The organism is Pseudoalteromonas sp. MMG012 (assembly GCF_018100875.1).
In the GTDB taxonomy this organism is placed as follows: Bacteria; Pseudomonadota; Gammaproteobacteria; order Enterobacterales; family Alteromonadaceae; genus Pseudoalteromonas; species Pseudoalteromonas aurantia.
Genome location: NZ_JAGJEF010000011.1, coordinates 80,997 through 103,266 on the forward strand (window position 1 = coordinate 80,997; position 22,270 = coordinate 103,266).

Consider the following 22,270-nt stretch of genomic DNA (forward strand, 5'->3'; position numbering starts at 1 on the left):
CATGGCGCGTATTGCAACACTAGATATAAACCGAGGTATTGCAGTACTTGGGTTATTATTTTTGAATATTTACTACTTCTCAATGTTTGAAGTGGGCTATGTTAATCTACCTGTAGTGCCTTTATCAGATTCTGTTATTGATTGGATCAATGCACTGCTACTTGACGGCCGATTTCGAAGTTTGTTTTGCTTATTATTTGGCGCTGCCTTGTGTTTGCAAATGGATAAAAATGGCAGTGATAAGCAAATTAAAGACCGGCTTTTTTGGATCGTGACAATAGGCCTACTCCACGGTTATATTCTTTGGCCTGGTGACATTTTGGTCAGTTATGGTTTGGCCGGGTTTATCGCATTAAAGTATATAGGTGCAGGGCCATCTCGGCTAATTAGACATGGCTGTGGTTTTGGCTTGTTTGGTGTTTCAATGATGCTTGTATTGGGATCTATAGATGTGGCAGATCCCATTATTAGAGGGAGTAGCGAGTTTTATGAAATAGTAGATAATTTGCCAAGAGATGTCGTGTCACATTTTGGACATAATGGTGTGTATTATTCAATTATGTTGCTTATCATGCCGCTGATCACACTTTGGTATAGTGCGGGCTTGATGATTGCGGGAATTTACTGTTATAAACAGGGGATTTTTAAACATGGCTTATCAAATAACGCAAAGCCATTAGTTATTACCGCAACAGCTTTGCTGTCCGTAGGTACGATTTATCTTAAGGTTCTGGACATTAACTCTTTGTCGGTGTTAGTAGATAGTCTTATTTGGGTCAACGCGTTTGCGGGGGCTTTATTAATTATTCACTGTGTGGTGAAAATGAGCCGTAAGGGTTTTCAGTTTTCTTGGCTTCAAGCGGTGGGACGCATGGCTTTGACACTTTATGTATTTCAATCAGTACTGATGGTGTCATTCTTCTATTGGGTTATGCCTAACGGATATGAACAATACAATCGTATGGAATACATGGCTATCGCTCTACTTTTGTCTCTTTTTCAATTGCTTATTGCGCCGCTTTACTTTCGCTTTTTCAAACAAGGGCCACTAGAGTATCTATTGAAGAGGCTGTGTTTGCGCAGTAAGGAGGCAGATTATGTTTAGAGTTAGATTATCACTGTGGTTAATTGGTGTGTTGATGGTACCTCTAGAAGGGGCTGCTAAAAGTGAGTTTTCGGTATTGTTCGTTAACCCATCGGTCGCTGGAGAGCCATTTTGGCATAAAGTTCAAACGATTACTGAGCAGGCTGCCGCACAACTTAATGTTAAAATTGATACGATTTACGGAGAAGGGAATCGCCATATTCAATTGGCGGAATTGAAAAAATATTTAAATTATCGTGCGACACCAGACTATGTCATTCTCATGAATTATCCTAGAGGTGCTGAGGCGACATTAGAGCTGTTAGATAAATATGGAATTAATTTTATTACATTAGAGCAGACAATTACTGGTCCTGAAAGGCATGCAATAGGAAACCCTCATGAACGTTACCCAACATGGCTCGGAGAGGTGTTTCATGATAATTATGATGCGGGAAGCAGGCTTGCAGAAGCGCTCGTGCTAGATAGTGATATACACATAAAAAAGATTAAAGCTATCGTAATTAATGGTCATTATGGTTCTGAATCTGATGTGCGAAGTCAAGGCGTAATCGATTATTTTAATGAACAAGGCGTTAAGTTACACCAACAGGTTCATGCAAGTTGGTCCAAAGAACAAGCGTATGATAAAACCAAGCGACTATTATCACGCTATCCAGATACGAATTTAATTTGGACTGCCTCAGATCTAATGGCAATGGGAGCTCTTACTGGGGTTAAGTCTTCGAAAATACCTCACAAAGTTTCCATCGGAGGTTTTGATTGGCTAGGTGATGCCATTGAGCTTGTAGATAATGGCGATATGAGCGCAACAATTGGTGGCCATTTTATGATGGGAGGATGGGCACTCGTTACTCTACGTGACCATTATCATAGCCACCCATTTTGGCAAACAAACACCATGTTAAGTTTTAAACTGGGTGTAATTAGCCGCAAAAACTTAGACGACTTCAGATGGATAGTACATAGCCCAGACTGGTCATTGATTGATTACAAAGCAATGAGCTTGATTGGGGCGAAAAAGTTGACGTATGACTTTAATTTAACTCAGTTACAGCGAAGTGCAGAAAAATAAGAAATTTAACAACGGTTAGTTTAGAATACGGTTTTTTCTTCAGGTAAGAGTAACAAGTGACGCAATTAACCCGCCTAAATAAATATATAAGCGAAACGGGATTCTGTTCTCGTCGAGAAGCTGACAAACTTATAGAGTCAGGCCGAGTTAGGGTCAATAATGCGCTACCTGAAATGGGCGTAAAGGTGAGTGATTCTGATACAATTACTGTAGACGGTAAGCCTCTAAAAGCGAAGCCTAAATGTGTATATATTGCGTACAATAAGCCTGTTGGGGTCACGTGCACGACAGAACGCAAAATTAGAAGTAATATTGTTAGCGCTATCGACTATCCTGAGCGCATTTTTCCAATCGGTCGATTAGACAGGCCTTCTGAGGGGCTCATTTTTCTGACGAACGAAGGTGATATCGTCAACAAAATTTTGCGAGCAGGGAATAATCACGAAAAAGAATACGTGGTTACTGTTGATAGACCAATTAATAAACGGTTTATTGAACGAATGGCTGGTGGAATTCCAATTTTAGACACAGTCACCAAAAAGTGTCAGGTGAAACAAACGTCGAATAAAGAGTTTGTGATTGTGCTAACTCAAGGGTTGAATCGTCAGATCCGACGTATGTGCGAATATTTAGGCTATGAAGTTGAAACGTTAAAGCGTGTACGTATTATGAACGTAAGAATGGAGGGTCTCAAACCGGGTCAGTGGCGTCATTTAACGCAAAAAGAAATGAATGAAATAAATAGCTCTATTGAATCGTCAGCTAAAACGGAAGAGGGCTCAATTGACCCAAATAAAAGGCCGGAAAGAAAGCCAAACGTTCACGATAAAGAGCAAGCTGATAGAAAAGGAGTTAATCGTGAAGAACATTCAAAGCCACAGCGAGCATCGCAGCGAAATGACGTAAAAGCGCAGCATAAAGTTGAGAAAAGCACGCCTAAACCTAAAAGAACGAATAATAAGGTGTCAACGACAAACAAGCCAGTTAAACGCAAAGGTGGCACACTATCACTGAAGAAATAATAAAAGGCCCAAAAGGGCCTTTTATTGGTTTATGGGAAGAACTAAGACGTACTCGCTTCGTGTTTAATGCCAAATAATAGACAATACATAACAGGCACAAATACGAGAGTTAATATTGTTGCAAAGCCAAGTCCAAACATAATTGTGACCGCCATAGACTTGAAGAACACATCAAATAATAGTGGGATCATCCCTAAAATGGTCGTAATTGCCGCCATGGAGACTGGTCGAACTCTACTGACACCAGAGTCAAATACGGCCATGTAAGGTGGCTTGCCTTCTTGCAATTCTAGGTTGATTTGATCAACAAGCACGATACCATTTTTAATTAACATACCAGATAAACTTAATAGCCCAAGCAGTGCCATAAAACTGAATGGCGCGTTGAGTGAGACTAGCCCTGCTGTTACACCGATAACCGCAAGTGGCACAGTTGACCATATAACTAATGGCTTTTTAACCGAGTTAAACAGCAATACGGTGATCATGAACATCGCCAAGTATCCGATAGGTAATGAACCAAAAATAGCCGTTTTTGCTTTTGACGATGATTCAAATTCGCCGCCCCAGCTCATTTCATAGCCATTAGGGAGTTCAATTGCTTCAATGTCATTGCGCACGCGGTTAAATAGTTTTGCAGGTGTTTCATCACCAATAACATTATGATCTGCCATAACGGTAATCGTGCGTTTTCTATCCCGCCGCATGATCAGTGGGTCTTCCCAGAGCACATTAAAATCGTCGACGATTTGGGTTATCGGAATGTATACATTGAGTAACGGGCTAAAGATCTGTAAATCACTGAGGTTTTCTATATTCTTACGCTCTTCTTCGGGAGAGCGCGCGACGATGGGCAACAATTGTGTACCATCTCTATACAGGCCAACTTTATTACCAGACACACTGGTAAGCAGTAATTGATCAAGGTCTGATTTACTTATGCCTAATCGACGTGCTTTCTGCTCATTAAATTCAGGACGGATTACTTTGGTTCTTTGACGCCAATCGTCTCGAATATTAAACGCCTTAGGGTCTTTAGCGAGCATTATTTGAGCTTGTGCAGATAACCGACGAAGGATAACAGGATCAGGGCCTGAGAAGCGAGCTTCAATTTTTGCTTTGGTGGAAGGACCTATCTCCATACGTTTGATGTTTAACGTGCCAGTTAAGACATGCTGTTTTTCAAACTCTCTTAACTTCGCAATCATATTGGTGACCGCTTCACGGTTTTTAACACGGACAATGAGTTGTCCGTATGCGTCATATTGTTGCTCAGGAGAATACGTTAACATGAATCGTGGGGCGCCTTGCCCAATTGTTGAGGTAACTTCCAGCACTAAATCGTCATTTTGCAAAAATCGTTCTATTTTAGCAAGATTATCAGCTGTACTACGAATGTCAGCGCCTTGATAATGCCAATAGTCTACGTAAAACATAGGGGTGTTCGATGACGGAAAAAATGATTGTTTAACTGACTTAAATCCAAACAAAGACAGACCGAGTAACGCAATCATGATCATAACTGTAGATAGCCTGTATTTCAAAGCGGTGCTCAGTAGAGCTTTATAAAGCGTGAATATCATGCCTTGATATGGGTCTTGCTGTTGTACTTCTTTACTTGCAATCGTCTCCTTAAAAAGTAAATCAGCAAAAAATGGCGTCAATGTAATCGCAGTAACCCAGCTTAACAATAATGAAATAAGTAGCACCCAAAACAAAGAGCCTGCAAATTCGCCACTAGCATCACTACTTAGACCAATAGGAGCGAAAGCGGTAATGCCAATAACCGTTGCGCCTAATAAAGGCCACTTTGTTTGCTCCACAATATTGATGGCTGCTCGTAGCTTAGTTTGACCACGTTTTAAATTGATCAAAATTCCTTCAGTCACAACAATGGCGTTATCGACCAGCATACCCAAAGCGATAATGAGTGCACCCAGAGAAATACGCTGTAGATCAATTGCAAATAACTTCATAAAAATGAAAGTACCAAGGACCGTCAGAAGCAATACCGCACCGATTAATAAGCCACTTTTTACACCCATAAACAGCAATAAGACCACAATAACGATTGCCACGGCTTCGATAAGGCTGATTATAAATCCATCAACTGATTTTTGTACTTCATTAGGTTGGTGGTATACCACATTAATTTCGATGCCATGTGGTCGCTGATATTCTAGTGAAGCAAGGTGTGCCTCCATTGCTTGACCAATATCGACAACATTTACACCAGAGCTAAAAGAGACACCTACGAGTAGAGCTCGCTGTTCATTAAATCGTGTAATGTGCTGCGGAATTTCTGCATATTCACGACTCACGCTGGCAACGTCACCTAAATATATAAGCTCTTTTGCGCCAGGTTTGGATATCAACAAATGTTCTAGTTCTGTGACATCTTGGAACTCACCCGTTGGATGGAGGCGAATAGACTCGGCGCCAACTCTTATTTTTCCAGCATTTGAAACGCTGTTTTGCGCTTCTAAAAGTGAGAATATACGAGAAGGGGCAATACCGAGTTGAGACAACTTATGTGTCGCAATTTCCACAACTACTTGAGCTTGTTGTTCTCCTGCTACAGTGATTTTACTCACTCCTTTAACCAATACAAGTTCACGCTTTAGATAATCAACATAGTCTTTGAGTTCATCGTAGGAGTACCCATCTCCTGTAACCGCATACATAACCCCATATACATCTGCAAAATCATCAATAACTTTAGGTGTGTAAACACCTGGTGGTAGGCTAGGGGTTAGATCATTAACTTTACGGCGCAGTTCATCCCAAATTTGTTTAAGGTCATTCTTACGGTAGGTGCTCTTCATCTCAACGGATATTTGTGATTTTCCTGCGGATGAAATCGACGTAACGTAATCAACATAGGGGAGCTGTTGTATGGCATTCTCAATTGGAAAAGTGACCTCTTCTTCAACTTGTTGTGGAGAAGCGCCTGGGTACATTGTCACTATCATGGCTTTTTTTAAGGTAAATTCTGGGTCTTCAAGTTGGCCCAAACCAAAATAGGAAATCGCGCCAGCCAAAAGTAGCAGCAATGCAAACATCCAACTTATTACTTTGTTTTCAATTGACCATTTAGCTAAGCTCATTGTTATAGCCCTCGTTCTTTAGCCCAAGGTCGTACTCTTAAACCTTGTTTTAAATGGTGTACACCCGCACCGACGACAATATCTGTGTTTGAAAGGCCTGACAATATTTCTATACCTTGGTCATACATATCACCCACAGTGACCGGATGCATAGCAATCGTCTGAGTTTGTTCGTTGTACAACCATACATAGGCATTGTTGGCTAGTTGCTCTGTTTGCTTTGAAAAAACGGCTTCAACTGGAACAAACAGCTTTTTGGCAGGCAGCTTTGTTACTTTACTGTGATCTATATATACATGACCACTCATGCCAGCAAGCAAATTAAAGTCCTTAGGTATTGGTAGGGTAAATACGACTTTGTAACTTAACGTCGCTGGATCTGCCTGTGTATCCCACTCTTTAATGGTCAGCTGATATGATTTAGACGGATAGCCGTCAAAAACTACACTGGGGTGATAATCTAGATCTTTATTAACACGAGCCACCAACTTTTCTGGTACTTGTATGATCACATCCATCATGTCTCTGGTTTCTAGACGAAGGATGTTTTGCTTGGCGACCACACTTTCATAGTTTTTAACAAACACTTTAGCAATTGTGCCACTAAATGGCGCTCTCAATTCTGAGTTTTCAAGATTGGTTTTGGCAATTTTAAACGCAGACTCAGCGACTTGTTTGTTGGCAAGCGCTTGGTCAAATTCAGACTTGGTGGCGATTGATTTATCGAAGAGCGATTTTATCCGTGCTAGTTGTGAACGCGCCAATTCAAATTGTGCACTACGTTGCTCGTATTGTAACTGTAGATCCTCAGGGTCAAGTTTTGCTAGCAACTGGCCTTTATCAACATGCTGCCCAGCAAGAACTGGAAATGCAAGCAATTCACCATTGACTCTAAATGCAAGATAAGAGCCTTGGTTTGCAACCACCTCAGCAGGAAAGCTGCGAACTAACCCTTGCTGGGAGTCAGTCACGGTCACTAATTTTACCGGTCTAATAACCTCGGCTTGTGAGTTCTGTTCTGTGGCATCTTGGCAGCCGAGCAATAAAAACAAGGCGATCGTAATAGCGGTGGACCTTAGCATGGTAAAACTCCATCTTAAATTCAGTGTATTAATAATTGTGGTGCACGATATAGAAAAGCACGGTAAAATAAAAATTATATAATATTTGAATTTATATAAATATTTATTATGAAGATCAGTGATATTGAAATGTTACACGTTGTGGCCCATTCTCGAAGCTTAAACGAGGCGGCACAAAAGCTATATAAAACGCAGCCTGCGATCACACAGGCTATGAAACGACTTGAAAGTCAATTGGGATTTAAGTTGTTCGACAGGCAAAATTATCGCGTGGTCCTAACGGAGCATGGCCAGCGATTTTATAAAGAGTCTACGAAGTTAATTGGAATAAGAGATGATTTACAAATCATGGCCAATGAATTTTCAGCAGGAAATGAAGCAAAGTTAACGATATGCTATGAACCACTATGCCATCAAAGTGCTTACAATCAAGTTATTGCGTCGGTGTTTAAGCAGTACACTCAAACCGAAATAGCCATTACCAGTGGCAAGCGGTTTGTCGCGTTAGAACAAGTTAACAGCGGCGATGCAGATTTAGGTATTGGGCCGTGGTTTGACTTGTTTCATTCCACAGGAGATTTAGACTCGATAGCAGTAGGGGAGTTTAAGCTTGGACTAGTCGCAAAAGCAGGTTTACTGCCCTGTGCCTTACCTTATGAGGCGCTTGCCAATTACCCATGCTTAGCTATGTTCGAAAGTGGTTTTGATTTTGATAGTGAGCGGCTTGCTTATGTTCGCGGCACAAATGTAATGAAACTCGATGATATCGCATCAATTAAGTCATTTTTATTATCGGGGTTAGGCTTCGCAATGATAAGCCTGAGCCACTGCCAAAATGAATTAGATGCAGGACTACTAGAACGCATTACGATTACTGATCGACAAGACTCTTTTACTGCGGGGATCCATGTATTTCGCCAACATAATAAACACCATGGACCCGTAGCTCGTAAAGTATGGTCTGATTTTCAAGAATTAGGGAAAGTGTATGGAAGATGAGCATAAGCAATTACTGTTTACATTAATAGGCAGTGTTCCCAGTGGTAAAGTTGTGGCTTATGGCCAATTGGCTAACTTAGCTGGGTTACCCCGTCAAGCGAGGGCCGTCGGTCGGCTATTGAAAAACCTTCCTGAAGGTACAACATTGCCCTGGCACCGAGTGGTAAATAGTCAGGGTAAGATCTCATTTCCTGCTGGCTCAGAAAAATTTAATGAACAAAAAGGACGCTTACAAGAAGAAGGAATTGTATTTAAAAATGATAAAATTAATATGACGGAGTTTCAATGGCGTTGAGTAATCGGGGCTTTAAATGATGTAGTTGATCTGATAGTCCCTGTGCAGCGTATCATTTACAAAGTTATCTAATGTAATCGTTGCCAATGAAATGTGCTATTTTCCCGCTCCCGATCTTTTTACTGCCGGAAGGGTATACTCGCTTACGAATTTTTGAAGAGAGATATCTTCGCATGGTAAAAGAGTCGTTAAAAAGCGAAACAGGATTTGTGCTGTGTAATACCGACAATATAGCCAATAAACAGGCAATATATGAAGGTGTTTATGTTGAAATCGTGGATTTTTCGCAAGATGAAAGCGGCTTCCTTCTTGTCGATGTTTGCGCTTTATCCAGTGTAAACATTACCAATGTTGTCGAGGATAGCACTCAGCTTCGCTATGGAGATATGACCTTTGAAAAAAGGCCGCTTTGGAGAAGCAATGTAGATTCTAAGCGCTGTCATCATATTAAATTGGCCACAATGTTAGAAGAAACATTCAAAAACCATCCACATATTAGCTCACTTTATAAAGAACAAGCTTTTAATACACCGGTTTGGGTCGCTTCTCGATGGTTGGAATTATTGCCGCTTGAGAATGGACAAAAAGAAAAAATAAAAACTGTGACAGACTTTGAACAAGTTGTTGATTTCCTTCATACTGTTTTAATCGAATCTAAGTGATCGCTCTGGTAATAATATACGTATTGTCTTTTAATAAGCACAAACGAGGCATAGTTTATGGTTAGCCAGTTATCGAGTACAGCTGTACCGCAAAAGTCTGGACACACTAAAAGTATGGAAGATACTCCTACAAAAGCACTTTCTAGTGCATTAGTTAAGGTTGCAGAGCAACGAGACAAAACCGCGTTTGCGGTCTTGTTTAAATACTTTGCACCCAAAATAAAGCGATTTGGAATAAAGCAATATGGTTCTGAAGCAATGGCGATGGAGCTAGTTCAAGACACAATGACGTCAGTTTGGCGAAAAGCACATTTGTATAGTCAAGACAAAGGGGCGGCGACAACGTGGGTCTACACGGTTATGAGAAATGCATCGTTTGACGCACTGCGAAAAATAAAAAGCAAAAAAGAAGATCAGATAAGCGAAGACATTTGGCCGACTTTGCAAGAAGGCGAATGTAGCAATGATGGTTTTAATGACCACCTACAGGATAAGCAGATTCAGAAGTACATTAGTTGTTTACCCAAGGCGCAACAAGAAGTTGTAAAGGGGGTTTACTTTCAGGAAATGTCGCAGGAACAACTGGCTGAGCAGTTAAACATTCCTGTGGGGACTGTCAAATCGAGGTTACGTCTCGCTTTACAAAAATTAAGAGCGGAAATGGGAGATAGTCATGATTAAGCATCACCCTACACAAGAAATGTTAACACAGTTTTCCGAGGGTACATTACCGGCGTCTTTGAGTATTGCTATTTCAGCGCATTTGGAGCTATGTCCCTGTTGTGCCAAACAAGTGAAGGCCTTGGAAAACGATAGCAGCGAAAGGTATTTCGTTCAAATTGATAATGATTTGGACGGTGATTTAACCACTGACGTAGATTTTGCTCAGATGCTGAGTGACATAACGTCTGATGACTCGATCACTCAGGTACACAGATACATCCCTCAAACGTTACAATATCAAGCAAAAGAAGTGATTGTACCCAGAGCGATTGCGAGTATCGAGCGGTCAGACTTCTCTCAGGTAGGAAAACTGTCTCGGTCGCGTCTAGACTTAGAAGATGGGGAATTAAGGGCGAGCTTATTACAAATAGCTCCTGGAGGGGAAATACCGAACCATACTCATACAGGCTTTGAGTTAACGCTATTATTAGATGGAAGCTTCGAAGACGAGTCTGGAACCTACGTTGCAGGAGATTTTATTTGGTTGGACGGGCGACATTCACATACGCCGCGCACTGAAAACGGTTGCCTGTGCTTTACTCTGGTTAATAGTGCGTTACATTTTAATAAAGGGCTCAGCAAGTTGTTGAACCCAATTGGTAATCTGATTTATTAAGGGGTGGTTATGGAAGCTTTTGAGTCAACTATTCAAATAGGGATCAGTGCTTGCCTTGCTGGTGAAAAAGTTCGCTTTGACACGGGTCACAAGCGCTCTAACTTTTGTATGGATGAATTAGGGAACTATGTTGAGTACAAGAAGTTTTGCCCAGAAGTTGCCGTGGGAATGTCAATCCCTAGAGCAACAATAAGGCAAGTCCGTGTAGGCGACACAATAAAGGTGTGCCGGCCAGATGGCAGCGGAGATGTAGGGCAGAGTTTGACGGCATATGGAGAGCGAGTTGCGACTGAACAGGCAAAAGAGTTGTCTGGGTTTGTGTTTTGTGCAAAAAGTCCAAGTTGCGGCATGGAGCGGGTCAAAGTATACAATGAAGCTGGTACCGGGAACTCTTCTGAAGGCATCGGTTTTTTTGCAGCGCAAATAATGAAACATAATCCGAATTTGCCGTGTGAAGAGAATGGACGATTGAGTGACCCACACCTGAGAGAAAATTTTGTCATGCGTGTCTATGTCTATAAACATTGGCAAACGTTGCATTTAGATTGTGTTGGGGTGCATGAGCTGACACGTTTTCATGCCAAACATAAATATTTGTTAATGAGCCATAATTACGAAGCGTATAAAGCACTGGGCAGATTGTTAGGTAATGCGGTAGGGCAGGATATTGAAGAGATAAAAGCGCAGTATATAAGTCATTTAATGAAAGGGTTATCTAGGCCAGCTTCACGCAAAAACCAAGCTAATACACTCAGTCATTTGCAAGGGTATTTTAAGAATGTGTTATCTAAAATCGAGAAGCAGGAATTATGTGAAGCGATTGAGCAGTACCGGGAAGGGATAGTGCCTTTATATGTTCCTCTCACCTTACTGAAACACCATTTAACCGTACATAGTAATGATTATTTGATTGAGCAGGTGTACTTCAATCCATACCCTAATGCGTTAAAACTGAGGTTTGGCATTTAATGGGCGCCTTGTTTTGGTTTCGACGGGATCTTAGGTACTTCGCCAATGAAGCGTTAATTGAAGCAATTGAAAGCGGCGCCAAATCGGCGCTTTTTTTTGTCTGTGAGAGGCAATGGATTGGTAAGCACGGTGCTGCACCGATTCAGTTTGATCTCATCAAGAGAAGAGTGGACTATTTGGGAAGGAAATTGGCCCAATTCGGTATCAACTTGCATGTGGAAGTAGCTGATACTTATGCAGAAATACCAGCTTTGTTAAAGTACTTTTGTGTAGCGAACGATATCGAACAAATTTTTGCCAATAAAGAGTATGAAATTAATGAGGTTTTAAGAGACGAGCAATGTAGATCAATAGGCATTAACTTAAGGTTATTTGATGGTGATGTGATTGCTAAACCCACTACGGTGGTGACTAAAAACAGTGAGATGTTTAAAGTTTTCACGCCGTTTAAAAAGGCGTGGCTAAAAATTTATGAGCAACAGATGTTCATAGTCAAACCTTGGAGGTTGGTTCCCCAAACAACCCCTTCAATTGAGTGGCAAACACCAGAATGTTTGAATACCGACAACACGTCTCAAAAGTGGCCTGTTGACGATGAGAGTCTATTTGGCATAGCCAGTCGTTTTGTACAAGAGAAGTGTACTCATTATTCAATACATCGCGATATACCAAGCATAAAAGGGACATCCGGGTTAAGTCCTTATATCGCCATTGGGGCGATTTCAGTTAAGCAATTACTGGCTGAAGTACAATACTATTATCCTGATATTCTTCAAACGCCTAGTAAGCGTGAATTTACTTGGATTAACGAGTTGATATGGCGCGAGTTTTATCGGCATTTAGTCAGTGCTTTTCCGTCTTTGTGCCAGTACAAGAATTTTAATCGTAAATATGACACCGTAATTTGGCAAGATAGTGACGCGCAGTTTAAAGCTTGGTGCACGGGTAATACGGGCTACCCAATTGTTGATGCTGCTATGCGTCAGCTCAATCAAACTGGATGGATGCACAATCGATTAAGAATGATCGTTGCCAGTTTTTTGACTAAACACTTACTGGTAGATTGGCGTAAGGGAGAACGTTATTTTATGAGCAAGTTAATTGATGGAGATTTAGCAAGTAATAATGGGGGGTGGCAATGGGCTGCGAGTACGGGATGTGATGCCCAACCGTACTTTAGGATATTTAACCCGATCACACAAAGCAAAAAATTTGATCCTGAAGGCGCTTTCATTCGTACCTATGTACCTGAGCTGGTTGATGTTCCCAATAAATATATTCATTTTCCACATGAGTATTTGGCGGAGTCACCAACCTGTAATTATTCATCAGCGATTGTTGAGCATAAAGCGGCACGGCAGCGCGCATTGGACGCATTTAAGGTTTGATATGGGACCTATTTTAGATAGATTTATCGGCATGTATGATGTTTTACGTATTGATAACTTAGCTGTACTAGCAGATGTATACCACCGAGATATTACTTTTGTCGATCCGCTTCATCAGGTCGAAGGGCTTGCTGATTTAACTCAGTATTTTGCGCATTTATATACAAATGTTAGTGCAATTCATTTTGAAATAGAAGACAAAGTCGCAATAGACAATTATGGCTTCGTCTATTGGCAAATGCGCTACAATCATCCACGCCTAAATTCAGGCTGTGACATTGCAGTGAATGGACATAGCAAGTTGATGTTTAAAGAGGAAAAAGTGATTCATCATAGGGATTATTTTGATGTTGGTGAATTATTGTATCGCCATTTACCGGTACTAGGTTCTGTCATTAAAATGGTTGACAGAAAGGCGTCGGGAAAATGAAAAAAATACTTATTACAGGAGCAACCTCAGGTATTGGCAGGGGCTTAGCTGAATATTACGCATTAAACGACGAAGTTTTTGCCTGTGGTAGAAATAAAGATGCATTACTTGAACTCAAACGGTTACCCAAAGTTACAACGTTGCAATTTGATGTAACAGATCTAAGTAGTATTCAAGATGCCACAGGAAATCTACCAGCATTGGATATTTTGATTTTAAATGCAGGGAATTGTGAATACATAGATGATGCTAAGGCGTTCGATAGTGCTTTGTTTGCGCGAATTATCCAAGTTAATTTGGTGTCAATTGGTTACTGCTTAGAGCAACTATTGCCAAAAGTAAAGTCAGGTGGACAGCTTGTTATTGTCAGCTCTAGTGCCGCATTTTTAGCCCTTCCTAGGGCGCAGGCGTACGGTACATCAAAAGCCGCAGTGTCTTATTTAGCGCAGTCACTGTCGATTGATTTAACAGACATAGACGTGACATTGGTGCACCCAGGGTTTGTAAAAACTCCGCTGACTGATAAAAATGATTTTCCGATGCCTATGGCCGTAACTGTAGACAAAGCCGTTGCATGTATCACTGCTGGTATTATTAAACGGAGAAAGGACATTCATTTTCCGAAACGTTTAACAATTATAATGAAATTACTCCAAATGCTACCTTTTGGGTTATGGAGACCAATAGCAAAAGGAATATCTCGATGAAAAATATAGCAATAATAGGCAGTGGTATTTCTGGAATGACAGCCGCTTACCTACTAAGTAAAGTACCTAATCATAATGTAACTGTGTTTGAAAAAAATGATTATGTTGGTGGGCACACTGCGACAGTCGACGTTGAAGTTGATGGTCAAATGCATGCCATAGATACTGGGTTTATTGTATTCAATGACCGTACGTATCCAAAGTTTGAGAAATTGCTGAGTGAGATAGGTATCTCGAGGCAACCGACGCAAATGAGCTTCAGTGTCCAGAATACTCAAAGCGAGTTTGAATATAATGGTCATACATTTACTTCTTTGTTCGCACAGCGACGAAACATATTTCGGCCGACCTTTTGGCGATTGTTATACGATATCGTGAGATTTAATAAACTATGTAAGCAGCTGTTTTATGGTAATGATTATTCGCGTTATTCCACTCTAGGAGCGTTGCTTACCCAGCATAACTTTAATGAATTTTTTAAAACTCACTATATTTTACCAATGGGCGCTGCTATTTGGTCAACAAGCATTGCAAAAATGAGTGAATTTGAAGCGCAGTTTTTTGTGAAGTTTTTTTTCAACCACGGTTTGTTGGATATAGCTAATCGACCTCAGTGGTATGTCATACCTGGAGGATCTCGTTCATATATTACGCCATTAATTGAGTCGTTTAAAAATGCAATTCATTTAAATGCCAACATTAAAACAGTACGCAGAAATGAGGGAGGTGTAGAGCTTGTGATGGAAGATGGGCGAGTGCAGTTATTTGACGAAATTGTTTTTGCCTGTCATTCCGATCAAGCACTGGCTTTGCTAGAGGCGCCAACTGAGGATGAAGCACAAATATTGGGGAGTATGGCCTACACTGAAAACTCTGTTTTATTACATACCGATAAAAGCATGTTGCCGAAGCGTCATGCAGCTTGGGCTAGTTGGAATTATTTATTAGATGGTAATGCAGATGCAGCCGCAGTAGTGACCTATCAAATGAATATCCTACAAGGTATTGAAAGTGAACAGCCGCTGTGTGTGACCCTAAATTATGATAAGGGTATTGATGATTCAAAGGTGCTACGTAGATTTACGTATCATCACCCTGTGTTTAATCAAACAAGTATTGATGCTCAAAAGAAAAAAGCACTTATCGATGGTAAACATAATAGCTACTTTTGCGGGGCATATTGGTTTAATGGGTTTCATGAAGATGGAGTTAAAAGCGCAGTAGATGTGGCGAGGCAATTTGGGGTTGAGTTTTAAATGGGGTTAAATAGTGCGTTATACCTTGGCGATGTAAGTCACAGACGTCTCGAACCCACTGAGCATAAGTTCAAGTACCCTATGTATATGGCGTGGATTGATTTAGATGAGTTAGATCACTTAAATGCGGTTCATCCTTGGTTTGGAACGAATTATTTTAAGCCGTTGCGATTCAAGCAAAATGATTATTTAAAAGGGTACTCTGGGCAATTAAAAGACAGAGCCCTAACAGTGAGCACTCAATTAGGCGCACAACCCAGTTCAGATAGCGTCATGATGTTGTGTCAATTAAGGTGCTTTGGCTTATATTTCAGCCCAGTCAACTTTTATTTTTTCGCTGATCCCACTGGTAAGTTTACGCATATGGTGGCTGAAGTCAGTAATACACCGTGGAATGAGTGCCATTGTTATTTAGTTTATTTAGATAGAAAAGTGAACTTTAAAAAAGCTTTTCACGTATCTCCTTTTATGAATTTGGATATGCATTATCACTGGTCTGTTCGAGCGCCGGCTGCTAGCACCTTGATTCATATTGAAAATAGACGTGAGCAAACACGACTCTTTGATGCAACCCTGAGACTTAAACGGTATACGCTATCAAGGGAAAATATCACGTTTATTTTAAAGCGATTCCCTGCAATGACAGTATCAATTTTTAAAGGTATTTATTGGCAGGCGTTAAGGTTGTTTTTGAAAAAAGTGCCGTTTATCGGGCACCCAGGATCATAAAATGGAAAATACCTCAGATTTGAAAATACGTGCAACATCCAGTTGGCTAACTGGCTTATATAAAAAATTAGTTCTTTCGGCTTTTGGTAAGATTGAAGAGGGCTATATAACTGTGATTGAGGGCGCGCAGACCTATACCTTTGGCTCAGAGCATAGCACGTTGTCTTGTGTAATAACGGTTCTCAGTGATCATATGTATAAGCAGTTTGCACTTGGAGGAAGTGTTGGTGCTGGTGAGGCCTACATAGATGGTCATTGGAAATGCAATGACTTAACTAAAATGATAGAAATATTTGCTATAAACCAGAGTCAACTGGATGATTTTGAGAGGAAATTTTCAGCTTTCAGTGGTTTGGTTAATAAGCTTGCGCATCTTAAAAATCAAAATTCAAAAGCGGGCTCAAAAAAGAATATTGCTGCGCATTACGATTTAGGTAACGAACTTTACTCTGCATTTTTGAGTAAAGAAATGCTGTATTCTAGCGCGATATATCAGCATCCAAATACGACTTTAGAGCAAGCCCAAAATAACAAACTGGCGGTTATATGCCGCAAACTGGATATACAAGCAACAGATAAAGTTGTAGAAATAGGCACTGGATGGGGGGCATTCGCAATATATGCTGCGCAAAACATTGGATGTCATGTAACAACGACAACAATTTCTGAAGAGCAGTATGCCTACGTTGAAAACTTGATTAAGCGTAACCAGCTTGAGAGTAAAATTACTTTGCTGAAAAGCGACTACCGAGAACTAACGGGTCAGTTTGATAAGTTGGTGTCTATAGAGATGATTGAAGCAGTAGGCCACGATTATCTACCGAGCTTTTTTGATAAATGTAATAGATTATTGAAACCCTCTGGTGCTATGCTTATCCAAGCAATAACAATTGCATGTCAAAGGTATGACCATTACCTAAAAAAATCTGATTTTATTCAACAGCATATTTTTCCTGGAGGGTGTTTACCATCGCTAGAACAAATGCATATTCAGATTAAAAACGGCACTGACATGGTGGTTCATGAGGTGTCGGATATTGGTTTACATTATGCCCGTACTCTAAACGATTGGCGTGTAAGGTTTATTGAGGCGTGGCCAAAGCTAGACCATAGTAAATTTGACGAGCGTTTTAAACGACTTTGGCTATTCTACTTAAGTTACTGTGAAGGTGCATTTAAGCAGCGAGCGACCAGTACGGTCCATCTAATAGCGAGGAAGCCAAGGTATGTATCGACCGAGTGCAAAAGTACGCTTAGTTATTAATTTCAGCCTATTCCAATTATGTTGGTTTAGTGCGCTGTTTATGCAGGCTGATGCGATTTTTTTTATACTTGTTTGCATAGCTGCCATGTTTATTTTTGTGAGTAACAAAAAGCAGAGCGGGTTTTTGGTGATATGTTTGTTGCCCGTATCGTTATTACTGGAAATACTGTCAATATCACTCGGTATAATAAATTATGGTAGTCCAACAATACCGGTATGGTTAGTCGGGATTTGGGTGGCTTTCATACTGACGTTTAATGAATCACTTAAAAAGGTAATGTCGTTAGGTGTATGGCAAGCAATGTGCTTGTTTGCCGTATTTGCACCGTTAAGTTACCAAGCAGGCGAAAAGTTTGGTGCACTGACGATTGATTTTTCGTTAGTGGAATTTTGGTTCGCATTTTCAGCAATTTGGGCTGTTTATAGTGTCGCTGTACGGACGTTATACCGGGCAATAACAACAAATTTCTAAGAACATTAGGCATAAGCTATTGCTTAATCATTAATGCCTTGCTAATTTGTATTCGCTGACTAGATTTAACGCAAAATGTGCAATGAATGCGCGCCACTACTGAGTTACATCGATTTTTTTTGAAAAAGCTAAGGAAATGGTTGCACATCTAGTCAAAATGCATAAACATAGCTTTTGCTCAGGCAAAATATAAATGAATAGGAATCTTATAATGAATAAAGCTCAACTAGTTGAAAAAATGGCGGCAGATGCTGAAATTTCTAAAGCAGCAGCAGCTCGTGCTCTTGAAGCGTTCACAGGTGCTGTAACTACCTCTCTAAAAGATGGTGATTCAGTTGCACTGGTTGGTTTTGGTACTTTCTCAGTAAAAGAGCGTGCTGCGCGCACAGGTCGTAACCCGCAAACTGGCGATGAGATCCAAATCGCTGCTGCAAATATCCCAAGCTTCAAAGCTGGTAAAGGGCTTAAAGATCAAGTTAACCTATAAGCGTTAATTTTGGTATGAAAAAGGGGCTTTTGGCCCCTTTTATATATTTGGTATCGGGTAAATGTCAGCCTTTAAGTGCTTTATCCCCTCTGCCAATACCCACCGCACCAGACCTAACCAGTTCAATAATGTCACTCTCATGACGCAACATATCGAGAAAAGATTCTATTTTCTCTGCACTACTTACTAGTTGCAGTGTATAGCTTTGTTTTCCCATATCAATAATTGCCCCATTATATACATCTGCAATGCGTGTCACGGAAGCACGAGTCACTTCGTCTTTTGCATAAACCTTAACAAGTAGCAACTCACGTTCGATGTTTGGCATATCGGTCAAGTCAATTACTTTTAGTACATCAACAAGTTTATTTACCTGTTTGGTTATTTGCTCAACGACTCTATCGTCACCATGGGTTGTAATGGTAATTCGAGATAAGGTCTTATCATCAGTTGTACCGACCGTTAAGCTGTCGATGTTGTAAGCTCGTTGAGAAAATAGCCCAACAATACGTGATAGGGCACCTGGCTCGTTCTCCAACAAAACACTGAGTATTCTACGCATTATCCTTTAACTCCTTTTTTAAGCCACATATCGTCTATTGCACCCAGCTTTATTTGCATAGGATACACATGTTCTTTTTCGTCTACTCTAATATCAAGGAACACGAGCTTATCTGTAATAGAAAATGCTTTTTCTAGCGCAGCATCTAATTGGTCAGGGTGATCTACCCGAATACCCACGTGTCCGTAGCTTTCAGTAAGCTTAACGAAGTCTGGTAAAGATTCCATATAGGAACTTGAATGCCGGCCATCATACATCATATCTTGCCACTGTCTGACCATACCTAAAGAACGATTGTTTAAAGAAACGATTTTTACAGCAAGGCCATATTGCAAACAAGTTGATAACTCTTGTATATTCATTTGGATTGAACCATCACCCGTAACACAGACAACGTGCTTATCAGGGAATGCGAGTTTTACGCCCATCGCTGCAGGTAGACCAAACCCCATTGTTCCAAGACCGCCGGAGTTAATCCACTGACGAGGATGTTTAAAGGGGTAATATTGCGCTGCGAACATCTGATGTTGACCTACATCTGAGCTCACATAGGCCTCACCTTTAGTCACTTGATATACTTTTTCAATGACTGTCTGTGGTTTTATGCAGTCATCCGTTTTGGCGTAATCTAAACACTTAACTTCTCGCCATTGTGTTATTTGTCGCCACCAATCTTCTTGTGCAGACCGATCAATACGTTTGTCATTATTGTCGAGTGCCGTTTGTAGTTGCGTCAGTACAGTGGCTAAGCAACCTACAACAGGAATATGAGCGGGAATTGTTTTTGAAATAGATGTGGGGTCTACATCAACATGAATAATAGTCGCATTTGGACAGAACTTTTTAACATTATTGGTTACACGATCATCAAATCGAGCACCTAAAGCTAAAATTACATCGGCATTGGCCATTGCTTTATTTGCTTCTAAACTCCCATGCATTCCAAGCATGCCAATGAAATTTGGGTGAGTACCGCTAATACCACCAAGTCCCATTAAGGTGTTAGTTATAGGTGCATTCAAAGACTCAACGAGTTCCGTAAGTTGCTCAGACGTGTCAGACAGTATTATGCCGCCGCCAGAATAAACGACCAGCTTTTTTGCATCCAATATTGCATTTACGGCTTTTTTAATTTGTTTAGGGTGACCCTTCACACTTGGATGGTAGGTACGCATTTCAGTGTTGTTAGGAAATTGATATTCGAATTTTGTTTGTGGATTAAGAATGTCTTTAGGTAACTCAACCACAACAGGACCGGGGCGTCCGCTAGCCGCTAAATAAAAGGCTTTTGCTAGTATACTGGGAATATCTTGTGCGTTTCGACAGTTGAAGCTGTGCTTAACAATAGGTCGAGAGCAACCAACAATATCAGTTTCTTGAAAAGCATCATCACCGATTAAACTAGAAGGAACTTGACCTGACAGTACTACCATCGGAATTGAATCCATATAAGCTGTTGCGATGCCAGTAATACAGTTTGTTGCACCAGGTCCCGAGGTTGCCAATACGACACCGACTTGACCAGTTGCACGGGCATATCCATCGGCCATATGTGTTGCGGCCTGTTCATGACGAACGAGTATATGTTTAACGTCATTTTGTTGAAATAGTGCATCATATAGATCTAGTACTGAACCTCCGGGGTAACCGAATATGTATTCTACGTCTAGCTCTTTTAGTGCTTTTACGACTAATTCTGAGCCATTAAATTGCCCTTTATTCATCCTCATTCCTCAGTTATCGACTGAATATATAAATTTGACCAAAAAAAAACCCCGCATTTGCGGGGTTAAAGCGTAAACTTGCTCAACACGGCCCCGCTGGACTTATATATAAGACCAGGACGAGGACATTAAGGCTAGAAATACGTTTCATTTTGGTGACGATCCAAATAATAATTAACAAAAGTTATTAAAAGTGTTTTTGGCTATTAAGTCAATAGGGAAACAGCTTTATTGCATAAATAACTCTAAAAGTCGTTTTTTTAGTGTTGTTTTTGCTTTTTATTGTTCTTTGTTGATTTGTTTTGGAATTATTATGCAGTAAATTGTGCCGTTATGGTATTTTATTCCTAATCCAATGTACAAAATAGTAAAATTGCTGTAGCTTTTCTGAGTTTGCAGCTAGTAGGCTCAAAAGATAGATGAAATGTGGTAAATACATACATTGATAGATCAAAAAAGCCCGCACTATGGCGGGCTTTGATACTTTACTTCTAATTATAAGCGGTCAATAACGGCTTGTGTAAAGTCAGTGGTACCATGGTTACCACCTAAATCTCGTGTTGTTCGGTCACCGGTTTTGATTACGTCGGCGACTGCGTTTCGAATACGCTCAGCGGTATCACCCATTTGTAAATATTCTAACATTTGGATTGACGCTAAAATGACTGAAGTGGGGTTTGCAAGGTTTTTACCTGCAATGTCAGGTGCACTTCCATGAACAGCTTCGAATATTGCTGCATTTTCACCGATATTTGCACCCGGCGCCATGCCCAAACCACCTACTAAACCAGCGCATAAGTCAGATAAAATATCGCCAAACAGGTTTGTGGTTACAATGACATCAAACTCTTCAGGCGTCATTACTAATTTCATGCATGTTGCATCGACAATCATCTCCGCTGATTCGATATCAGGGTAACGCTCACCAATTTCACGTGCAACTTTTAAGAATAAACCTGATGTTGACTTTAAGATGTTCGCTTTGTGAACGGCTGTCACTTTATTACGACCTTCTCGCTGTGCCAGTTCGTATGCAAAAGTTACTATTTTTTCAGCACCTTCGCGTGTGATTTTTGACATTGCTTCAGCTTCGTTGCCATCATCAGATACAACTTGGCCAAGCCCTGAGTACATACCTTGCGTATTTTCACGAACCGTAATGATATCGATGTCGTCATAGCGTGCTTTTGTGCCTTCAAATGACTTCACAGGGCGTACATTTGCATATAAGCCAAATTGCTTACGTAAAGTTACATTAATTGACGTGAAGCCTTCGCCAACTGGAGTCGTTAAAGGACCTTTTAAGGTGATTTTATTTTTTTCAATCACCTCTAATGTTTCTTGAGGTAATAGTTCACCTGTTTTTTCAAGAGCTGCAAGACCTGCATCTACGAATTCGTAATCAAAGTCACAGCCAGCTGCATTTAAGATCTCGATTGCTGAGTCAATGATACTCGGGCCGATGCCGTCGCCTTTAATTACAGTAATGGTTTGCTTAGCCATTGTAGGTTTCCTTTATCAAAAATATATATAACACCAGCTCACGTTGAGCATCTAAATGTTTAATTGTAGTAAACAAAGTAAGAAGGTGTCTGT

General features: G+C 40.5%; 22 protein-coding genes. 17 read left to right on the forward strand and 5 right to left on the reverse strand.

Annotated features, from left to right (window positions below; genetic code table 11):
* Window position 1: 1 nt before the first annotated feature.
* Genes J8L97_RS06085 through rluF form a run of 3 tightly spaced genes read left to right on the forward strand, consistent with a single transcriptional unit; the run spans window position 2 to window position 3,202 of the window.
* Window positions 2-1,105, forward strand: a complete 1,104-nt coding sequence (locus tag J8L97_RS06085; protein ID WP_211048248.1) for a DUF418 domain-containing protein — start codon at window positions 2-4, stop codon at window positions 1,103-1,105.
* Window positions 1,098-2,180, forward strand: a complete 1,083-nt coding sequence (locus J8L97_RS06090; protein WP_247688549.1) for an ABC transporter substrate-binding protein — start codon at window positions 1,098-1,100, stop codon at window positions 2,178-2,180. The genes J8L97_RS06085 and J8L97_RS06090 overlap by 8 nt, the downstream gene beginning before the upstream one ends.
* Window positions 2,181-2,236: 56 nt before the next feature.
* Window positions 2,237-3,202, forward strand: coding sequence for a 23S rRNA pseudouridine(2604) synthase RluF (gene rluF / locus J8L97_RS06095; RefSeq protein ID WP_211048249.1), 966 nt, complete (start codon window positions 2,237-2,239; stop codon window positions 3,200-3,202).
* Between the two features lie 41 nt (window positions 3,203-3,243).
* On the opposite strand, the gene J8L97_RS06100 is transcribed toward rluF, so the two are convergent.
* Together J8L97_RS06100 and J8L97_RS06105 are read right to left on the reverse strand one after the other, a co-directional pair.
* Window positions 3,244-6,309: an efflux RND transporter permease subunit gene (locus J8L97_RS06100; protein WP_211048250.1), complete on the reverse strand. Its 3,066-nt coding sequence runs from the start codon at window positions 6,307-6,309 to the stop codon at window positions 3,244-3,246.
* A gap of 2 nt (window positions 6,310-6,311) precedes the next feature.
* Entirely contained in the window at window positions 6,312-7,391 is a 1,080-nt protein-coding gene (locus tag J8L97_RS06105) for an efflux RND transporter periplasmic adaptor subunit (RefSeq protein WP_211048251.1), read from the reverse strand.
* A gap of 108 nt (window positions 7,392-7,499) precedes the next feature.
* Here J8L97_RS06105 and J8L97_RS06110 point away from each other — a divergent pair, with 108 nt between their 5' ends.
* The 14 genes from J8L97_RS06110 to J8L97_RS06175 all read left to right on the forward strand — a co-directional run bounded on the left by J8L97_RS06110 (window position 7,500) and on the right by J8L97_RS06175 (window position 18,388).
* Window positions 7,500-8,390 (forward strand): LysR family transcriptional regulator, encoded by an 891-nt coding sequence (locus J8L97_RS06110; RefSeq protein WP_211048252.1) that lies wholly within the window; start codon window positions 7,500-7,502, stop codon window positions 8,388-8,390.
* The gene (locus J8L97_RS06115; protein WP_211048253.1) at window positions 8,380-8,685 is read left to right on the forward strand and encodes an MGMT family protein; all 306 of its coding nucleotides are present in this window, start codon (window positions 8,380-8,382) and stop codon (window positions 8,683-8,685) included. Before J8L97_RS06110 ends, J8L97_RS06115 begins: the two co-directional genes overlap by 11 nt.
* A gap of 86 nt (window positions 8,686-8,771) precedes the next feature.
* The gene (locus J8L97_RS06120; RefSeq protein WP_211048254.1) at window positions 8,772-9,347 is read left to right on the forward strand and encodes an LON peptidase substrate-binding domain-containing protein; all 576 of its coding nucleotides are present in this window, start codon (window positions 8,772-8,774) and stop codon (window positions 9,345-9,347) included.
* 57 nt (window positions 9,348-9,404) lie between these two features.
* Window positions 9,405-10,028 carry a sigma-70 family RNA polymerase sigma factor gene (locus J8L97_RS06125; protein WP_211048255.1) on the forward strand — a complete coding sequence of 208 codons (624 nt, stop codon included), beginning with the start codon at window positions 9,405-9,407 and terminating at the stop codon, window positions 10,026-10,028.
* Window positions 10,021-10,686 (forward strand): ChrR family anti-sigma-E factor, encoded by a 666-nt coding sequence (locus J8L97_RS06130; protein ID WP_211048256.1) that lies wholly within the window; start codon window positions 10,021-10,023, stop codon window positions 10,684-10,686. The genes J8L97_RS06125 and J8L97_RS06130 overlap by 8 nt, the downstream gene beginning before the upstream one ends.
* 9 nt (window positions 10,687-10,695) lie before the next feature.
* Window positions 10,696-11,655, forward strand: coding sequence for a DUF523 and DUF1722 domain-containing protein (locus tag J8L97_RS06135; protein WP_211048257.1), 960 nt, complete (start codon window positions 10,696-10,698; stop codon window positions 11,653-11,655).
* Window positions 11,655-13,043 (forward strand): deoxyribodipyrimidine photo-lyase, encoded by a 1,389-nt coding sequence (gene phrB / locus J8L97_RS06140; protein ID WP_211048258.1) that lies wholly within the window; start codon window positions 11,655-11,657, stop codon window positions 13,041-13,043. Before J8L97_RS06135 ends, phrB begins: the two co-directional genes overlap by 1 nt.
* A 1-nt stretch (window position 13,044) precedes the next feature.
* Window positions 13,045-13,473 carry a nuclear transport factor 2 family protein gene (locus tag J8L97_RS06145; protein WP_211048259.1) on the forward strand — a complete coding sequence of 143 codons (429 nt, stop codon included), beginning with the start codon at window positions 13,045-13,047 and terminating at the stop codon, window positions 13,471-13,473.
* A complete protein-coding gene (locus J8L97_RS06150) occupies window positions 13,470-14,180 on the forward strand; it encodes an SDR family NAD(P)-dependent oxidoreductase (protein ID WP_211048260.1) in 711 nt (236 codons plus the stop codon). Before J8L97_RS06145 ends, J8L97_RS06150 begins: the two co-directional genes overlap by 4 nt.
* Window positions 14,177-15,436, forward strand: coding sequence for an NAD(P)/FAD-dependent oxidoreductase (locus J8L97_RS06155; protein WP_211048261.1), 1,260 nt, complete (start codon window positions 14,177-14,179; stop codon window positions 15,434-15,436). The genes J8L97_RS06150 and J8L97_RS06155 overlap by 4 nt, the downstream gene beginning before the upstream one ends.
* A complete protein-coding gene (locus tag J8L97_RS06160; protein WP_211048262.1) occupies window positions 15,437-16,165 on the forward strand; it encodes a DUF1365 domain-containing protein in 729 nt (242 codons plus the stop codon).
* A 1-nt stretch (window position 16,166) separates the two neighbouring features.
* Window positions 16,167-17,429 (forward strand): cyclopropane-fatty-acyl-phospholipid synthase family protein, encoded by a 1,263-nt coding sequence (locus tag J8L97_RS06165; protein WP_211048263.1) that lies wholly within the window; start codon window positions 16,167-16,169, stop codon window positions 17,427-17,429.
* Window positions 17,392-17,901, forward strand: a complete 510-nt coding sequence (locus J8L97_RS06170) for a DUF2878 domain-containing protein (protein WP_211048264.1) — start codon at window positions 17,392-17,394, stop codon at window positions 17,899-17,901. The genes J8L97_RS06165 and J8L97_RS06170 overlap by 38 nt, the downstream gene beginning before the upstream one ends.
* 211 nt (window positions 17,902-18,112) lie before the next feature.
* Window positions 18,113-18,388 (forward strand): HU family DNA-binding protein, encoded by a 276-nt coding sequence (locus J8L97_RS06175; RefSeq protein WP_192509237.1) that lies wholly within the window; start codon window positions 18,113-18,115, stop codon window positions 18,386-18,388.
* A gap of 64 nt (window positions 18,389-18,452) precedes the next feature.
* Here J8L97_RS06175 and ilvN read toward each other — a convergent pair whose 3' ends face one another.
* The 3 genes from ilvN to J8L97_RS06190 all read right to left on the reverse strand — a co-directional run bounded on the left by ilvN (window position 18,453) and on the right by J8L97_RS06190 (window position 22,177).
* Entirely contained in the window at window positions 18,453-18,950 is a 498-nt protein-coding gene (ilvN, locus tag J8L97_RS06180; RefSeq protein ID WP_192509238.1) for an acetolactate synthase small subunit, read from the reverse strand.
* Entirely contained in the window at window positions 18,950-20,674 is a 1,725-nt protein-coding gene (locus J8L97_RS06185; protein ID WP_210994884.1) for an acetolactate synthase 3 large subunit, read from the reverse strand. Before J8L97_RS06185 ends, ilvN begins: the two co-directional genes overlap by 1 nt.
* 495 nt (window positions 20,675-21,169) lie before the next feature.
* On the reverse strand, window positions 21,170-22,177 hold the full coding sequence (locus J8L97_RS06190) for an isocitrate dehydrogenase (RefSeq protein ID WP_192509240.1): 1,008 nt from the start codon (window positions 22,175-22,177) through the stop codon (window positions 21,170-21,172).
* Window positions 22,178-22,270: the final 93 nt, after the last annotated feature.

Excerpts from the sequence above, each read along its gene's own strand:
- J8L97_RS06085 (WP_211048248.1), top strand. The coding sequence starts at position 2 with ATGGCGCGTATTGCAACACTAGATATAAACCGAGGTATTGCAGTACTT.
- J8L97_RS06090 (WP_247688549.1), top strand. The coding sequence starts at position 1,098 with ATGTTTAGAGTTAGATTATCACTGTGGTTAATTGGTGTGTTGATGGTA.
- J8L97_RS06100 (WP_211048250.1), bottom strand. The coding sequence starts at position 6,309 with ATGAGCTTAGCTAAATGGTCAATTGAAAACAAAGTAATAAGTTGGATG.
- J8L97_RS06105 (WP_211048251.1), bottom strand. The coding sequence starts at position 7,391 with ATGCTAAGGTCCACCGCTATTACGATCGCCTTGTTTTTATTGCTCGGC.
- J8L97_RS06110 (WP_211048252.1), top strand. The coding sequence starts at position 7,500 with ATGAAGATCAGTGATATTGAAATGTTACACGTTGTGGCCCATTCTCGA.
- J8L97_RS06115 (WP_211048253.1), top strand. The coding sequence starts at position 8,380 with ATGGAAGATGAGCATAAGCAATTACTGTTTACATTAATAGGCAGTGTT.
- J8L97_RS06120 (WP_211048254.1), top strand. The coding sequence starts at position 8,772 with ATGAAATGTGCTATTTTCCCGCTCCCGATCTTTTTACTGCCGGAAGGG.
- J8L97_RS06125 (WP_211048255.1), top strand. The coding sequence starts at position 9,405 with ATGGTTAGCCAGTTATCGAGTACAGCTGTACCGCAAAAGTCTGGACAC.
- J8L97_RS06130 (WP_211048256.1), top strand. The coding sequence starts at position 10,021 with ATGATTAAGCATCACCCTACACAAGAAATGTTAACACAGTTTTCCGAG.
- J8L97_RS06135 (WP_211048257.1), top strand. The coding sequence starts at position 10,696 with ATGGAAGCTTTTGAGTCAACTATTCAAATAGGGATCAGTGCTTGCCTT.
- phrB (WP_211048258.1), top strand. The coding sequence starts at position 11,655 with ATGGGCGCCTTGTTTTGGTTTCGACGGGATCTTAGGTACTTCGCCAAT.
- J8L97_RS06145 (WP_211048259.1), top strand. The coding sequence starts at position 13,045 with ATGGGACCTATTTTAGATAGATTTATCGGCATGTATGATGTTTTACGT.
- J8L97_RS06150 (WP_211048260.1), top strand. The coding sequence starts at position 13,470 with ATGAAAAAAATACTTATTACAGGAGCAACCTCAGGTATTGGCAGGGGC.
- J8L97_RS06155 (WP_211048261.1), top strand. The coding sequence starts at position 14,177 with ATGAAAAATATAGCAATAATAGGCAGTGGTATTTCTGGAATGACAGCC.
- J8L97_RS06160 (WP_211048262.1), top strand. The coding sequence starts at position 15,437 with ATGGGGTTAAATAGTGCGTTATACCTTGGCGATGTAAGTCACAGACGT.
- J8L97_RS06165 (WP_211048263.1), top strand. The coding sequence starts at position 16,167 with ATGGAAAATACCTCAGATTTGAAAATACGTGCAACATCCAGTTGGCTA.
- J8L97_RS06170 (WP_211048264.1), top strand. The coding sequence starts at position 17,392 with ATGTATCGACCGAGTGCAAAAGTACGCTTAGTTATTAATTTCAGCCTA.
- J8L97_RS06175 (WP_192509237.1), top strand. The coding sequence starts at position 18,113 with ATGAATAAAGCTCAACTAGTTGAAAAAATGGCGGCAGATGCTGAAATT.
- ilvN (WP_192509238.1), bottom strand. The coding sequence starts at position 18,950 with ATGCGTAGAATACTCAGTGTTTTGTTGGAGAACGAGCCAGGTGCCCTA.
- J8L97_RS06185 (WP_210994884.1), bottom strand. The coding sequence starts at position 20,674 with ATGAATAAAGGGCAATTTAATGGCTCAGAATTAGTCGTAAAAGCACTA.
- J8L97_RS06190 (WP_192509240.1), bottom strand. The coding sequence starts at position 22,177 with ATGGCTAAGCAAACCATTACTGTAATTAAAGGCGACGGCATCGGCCCG.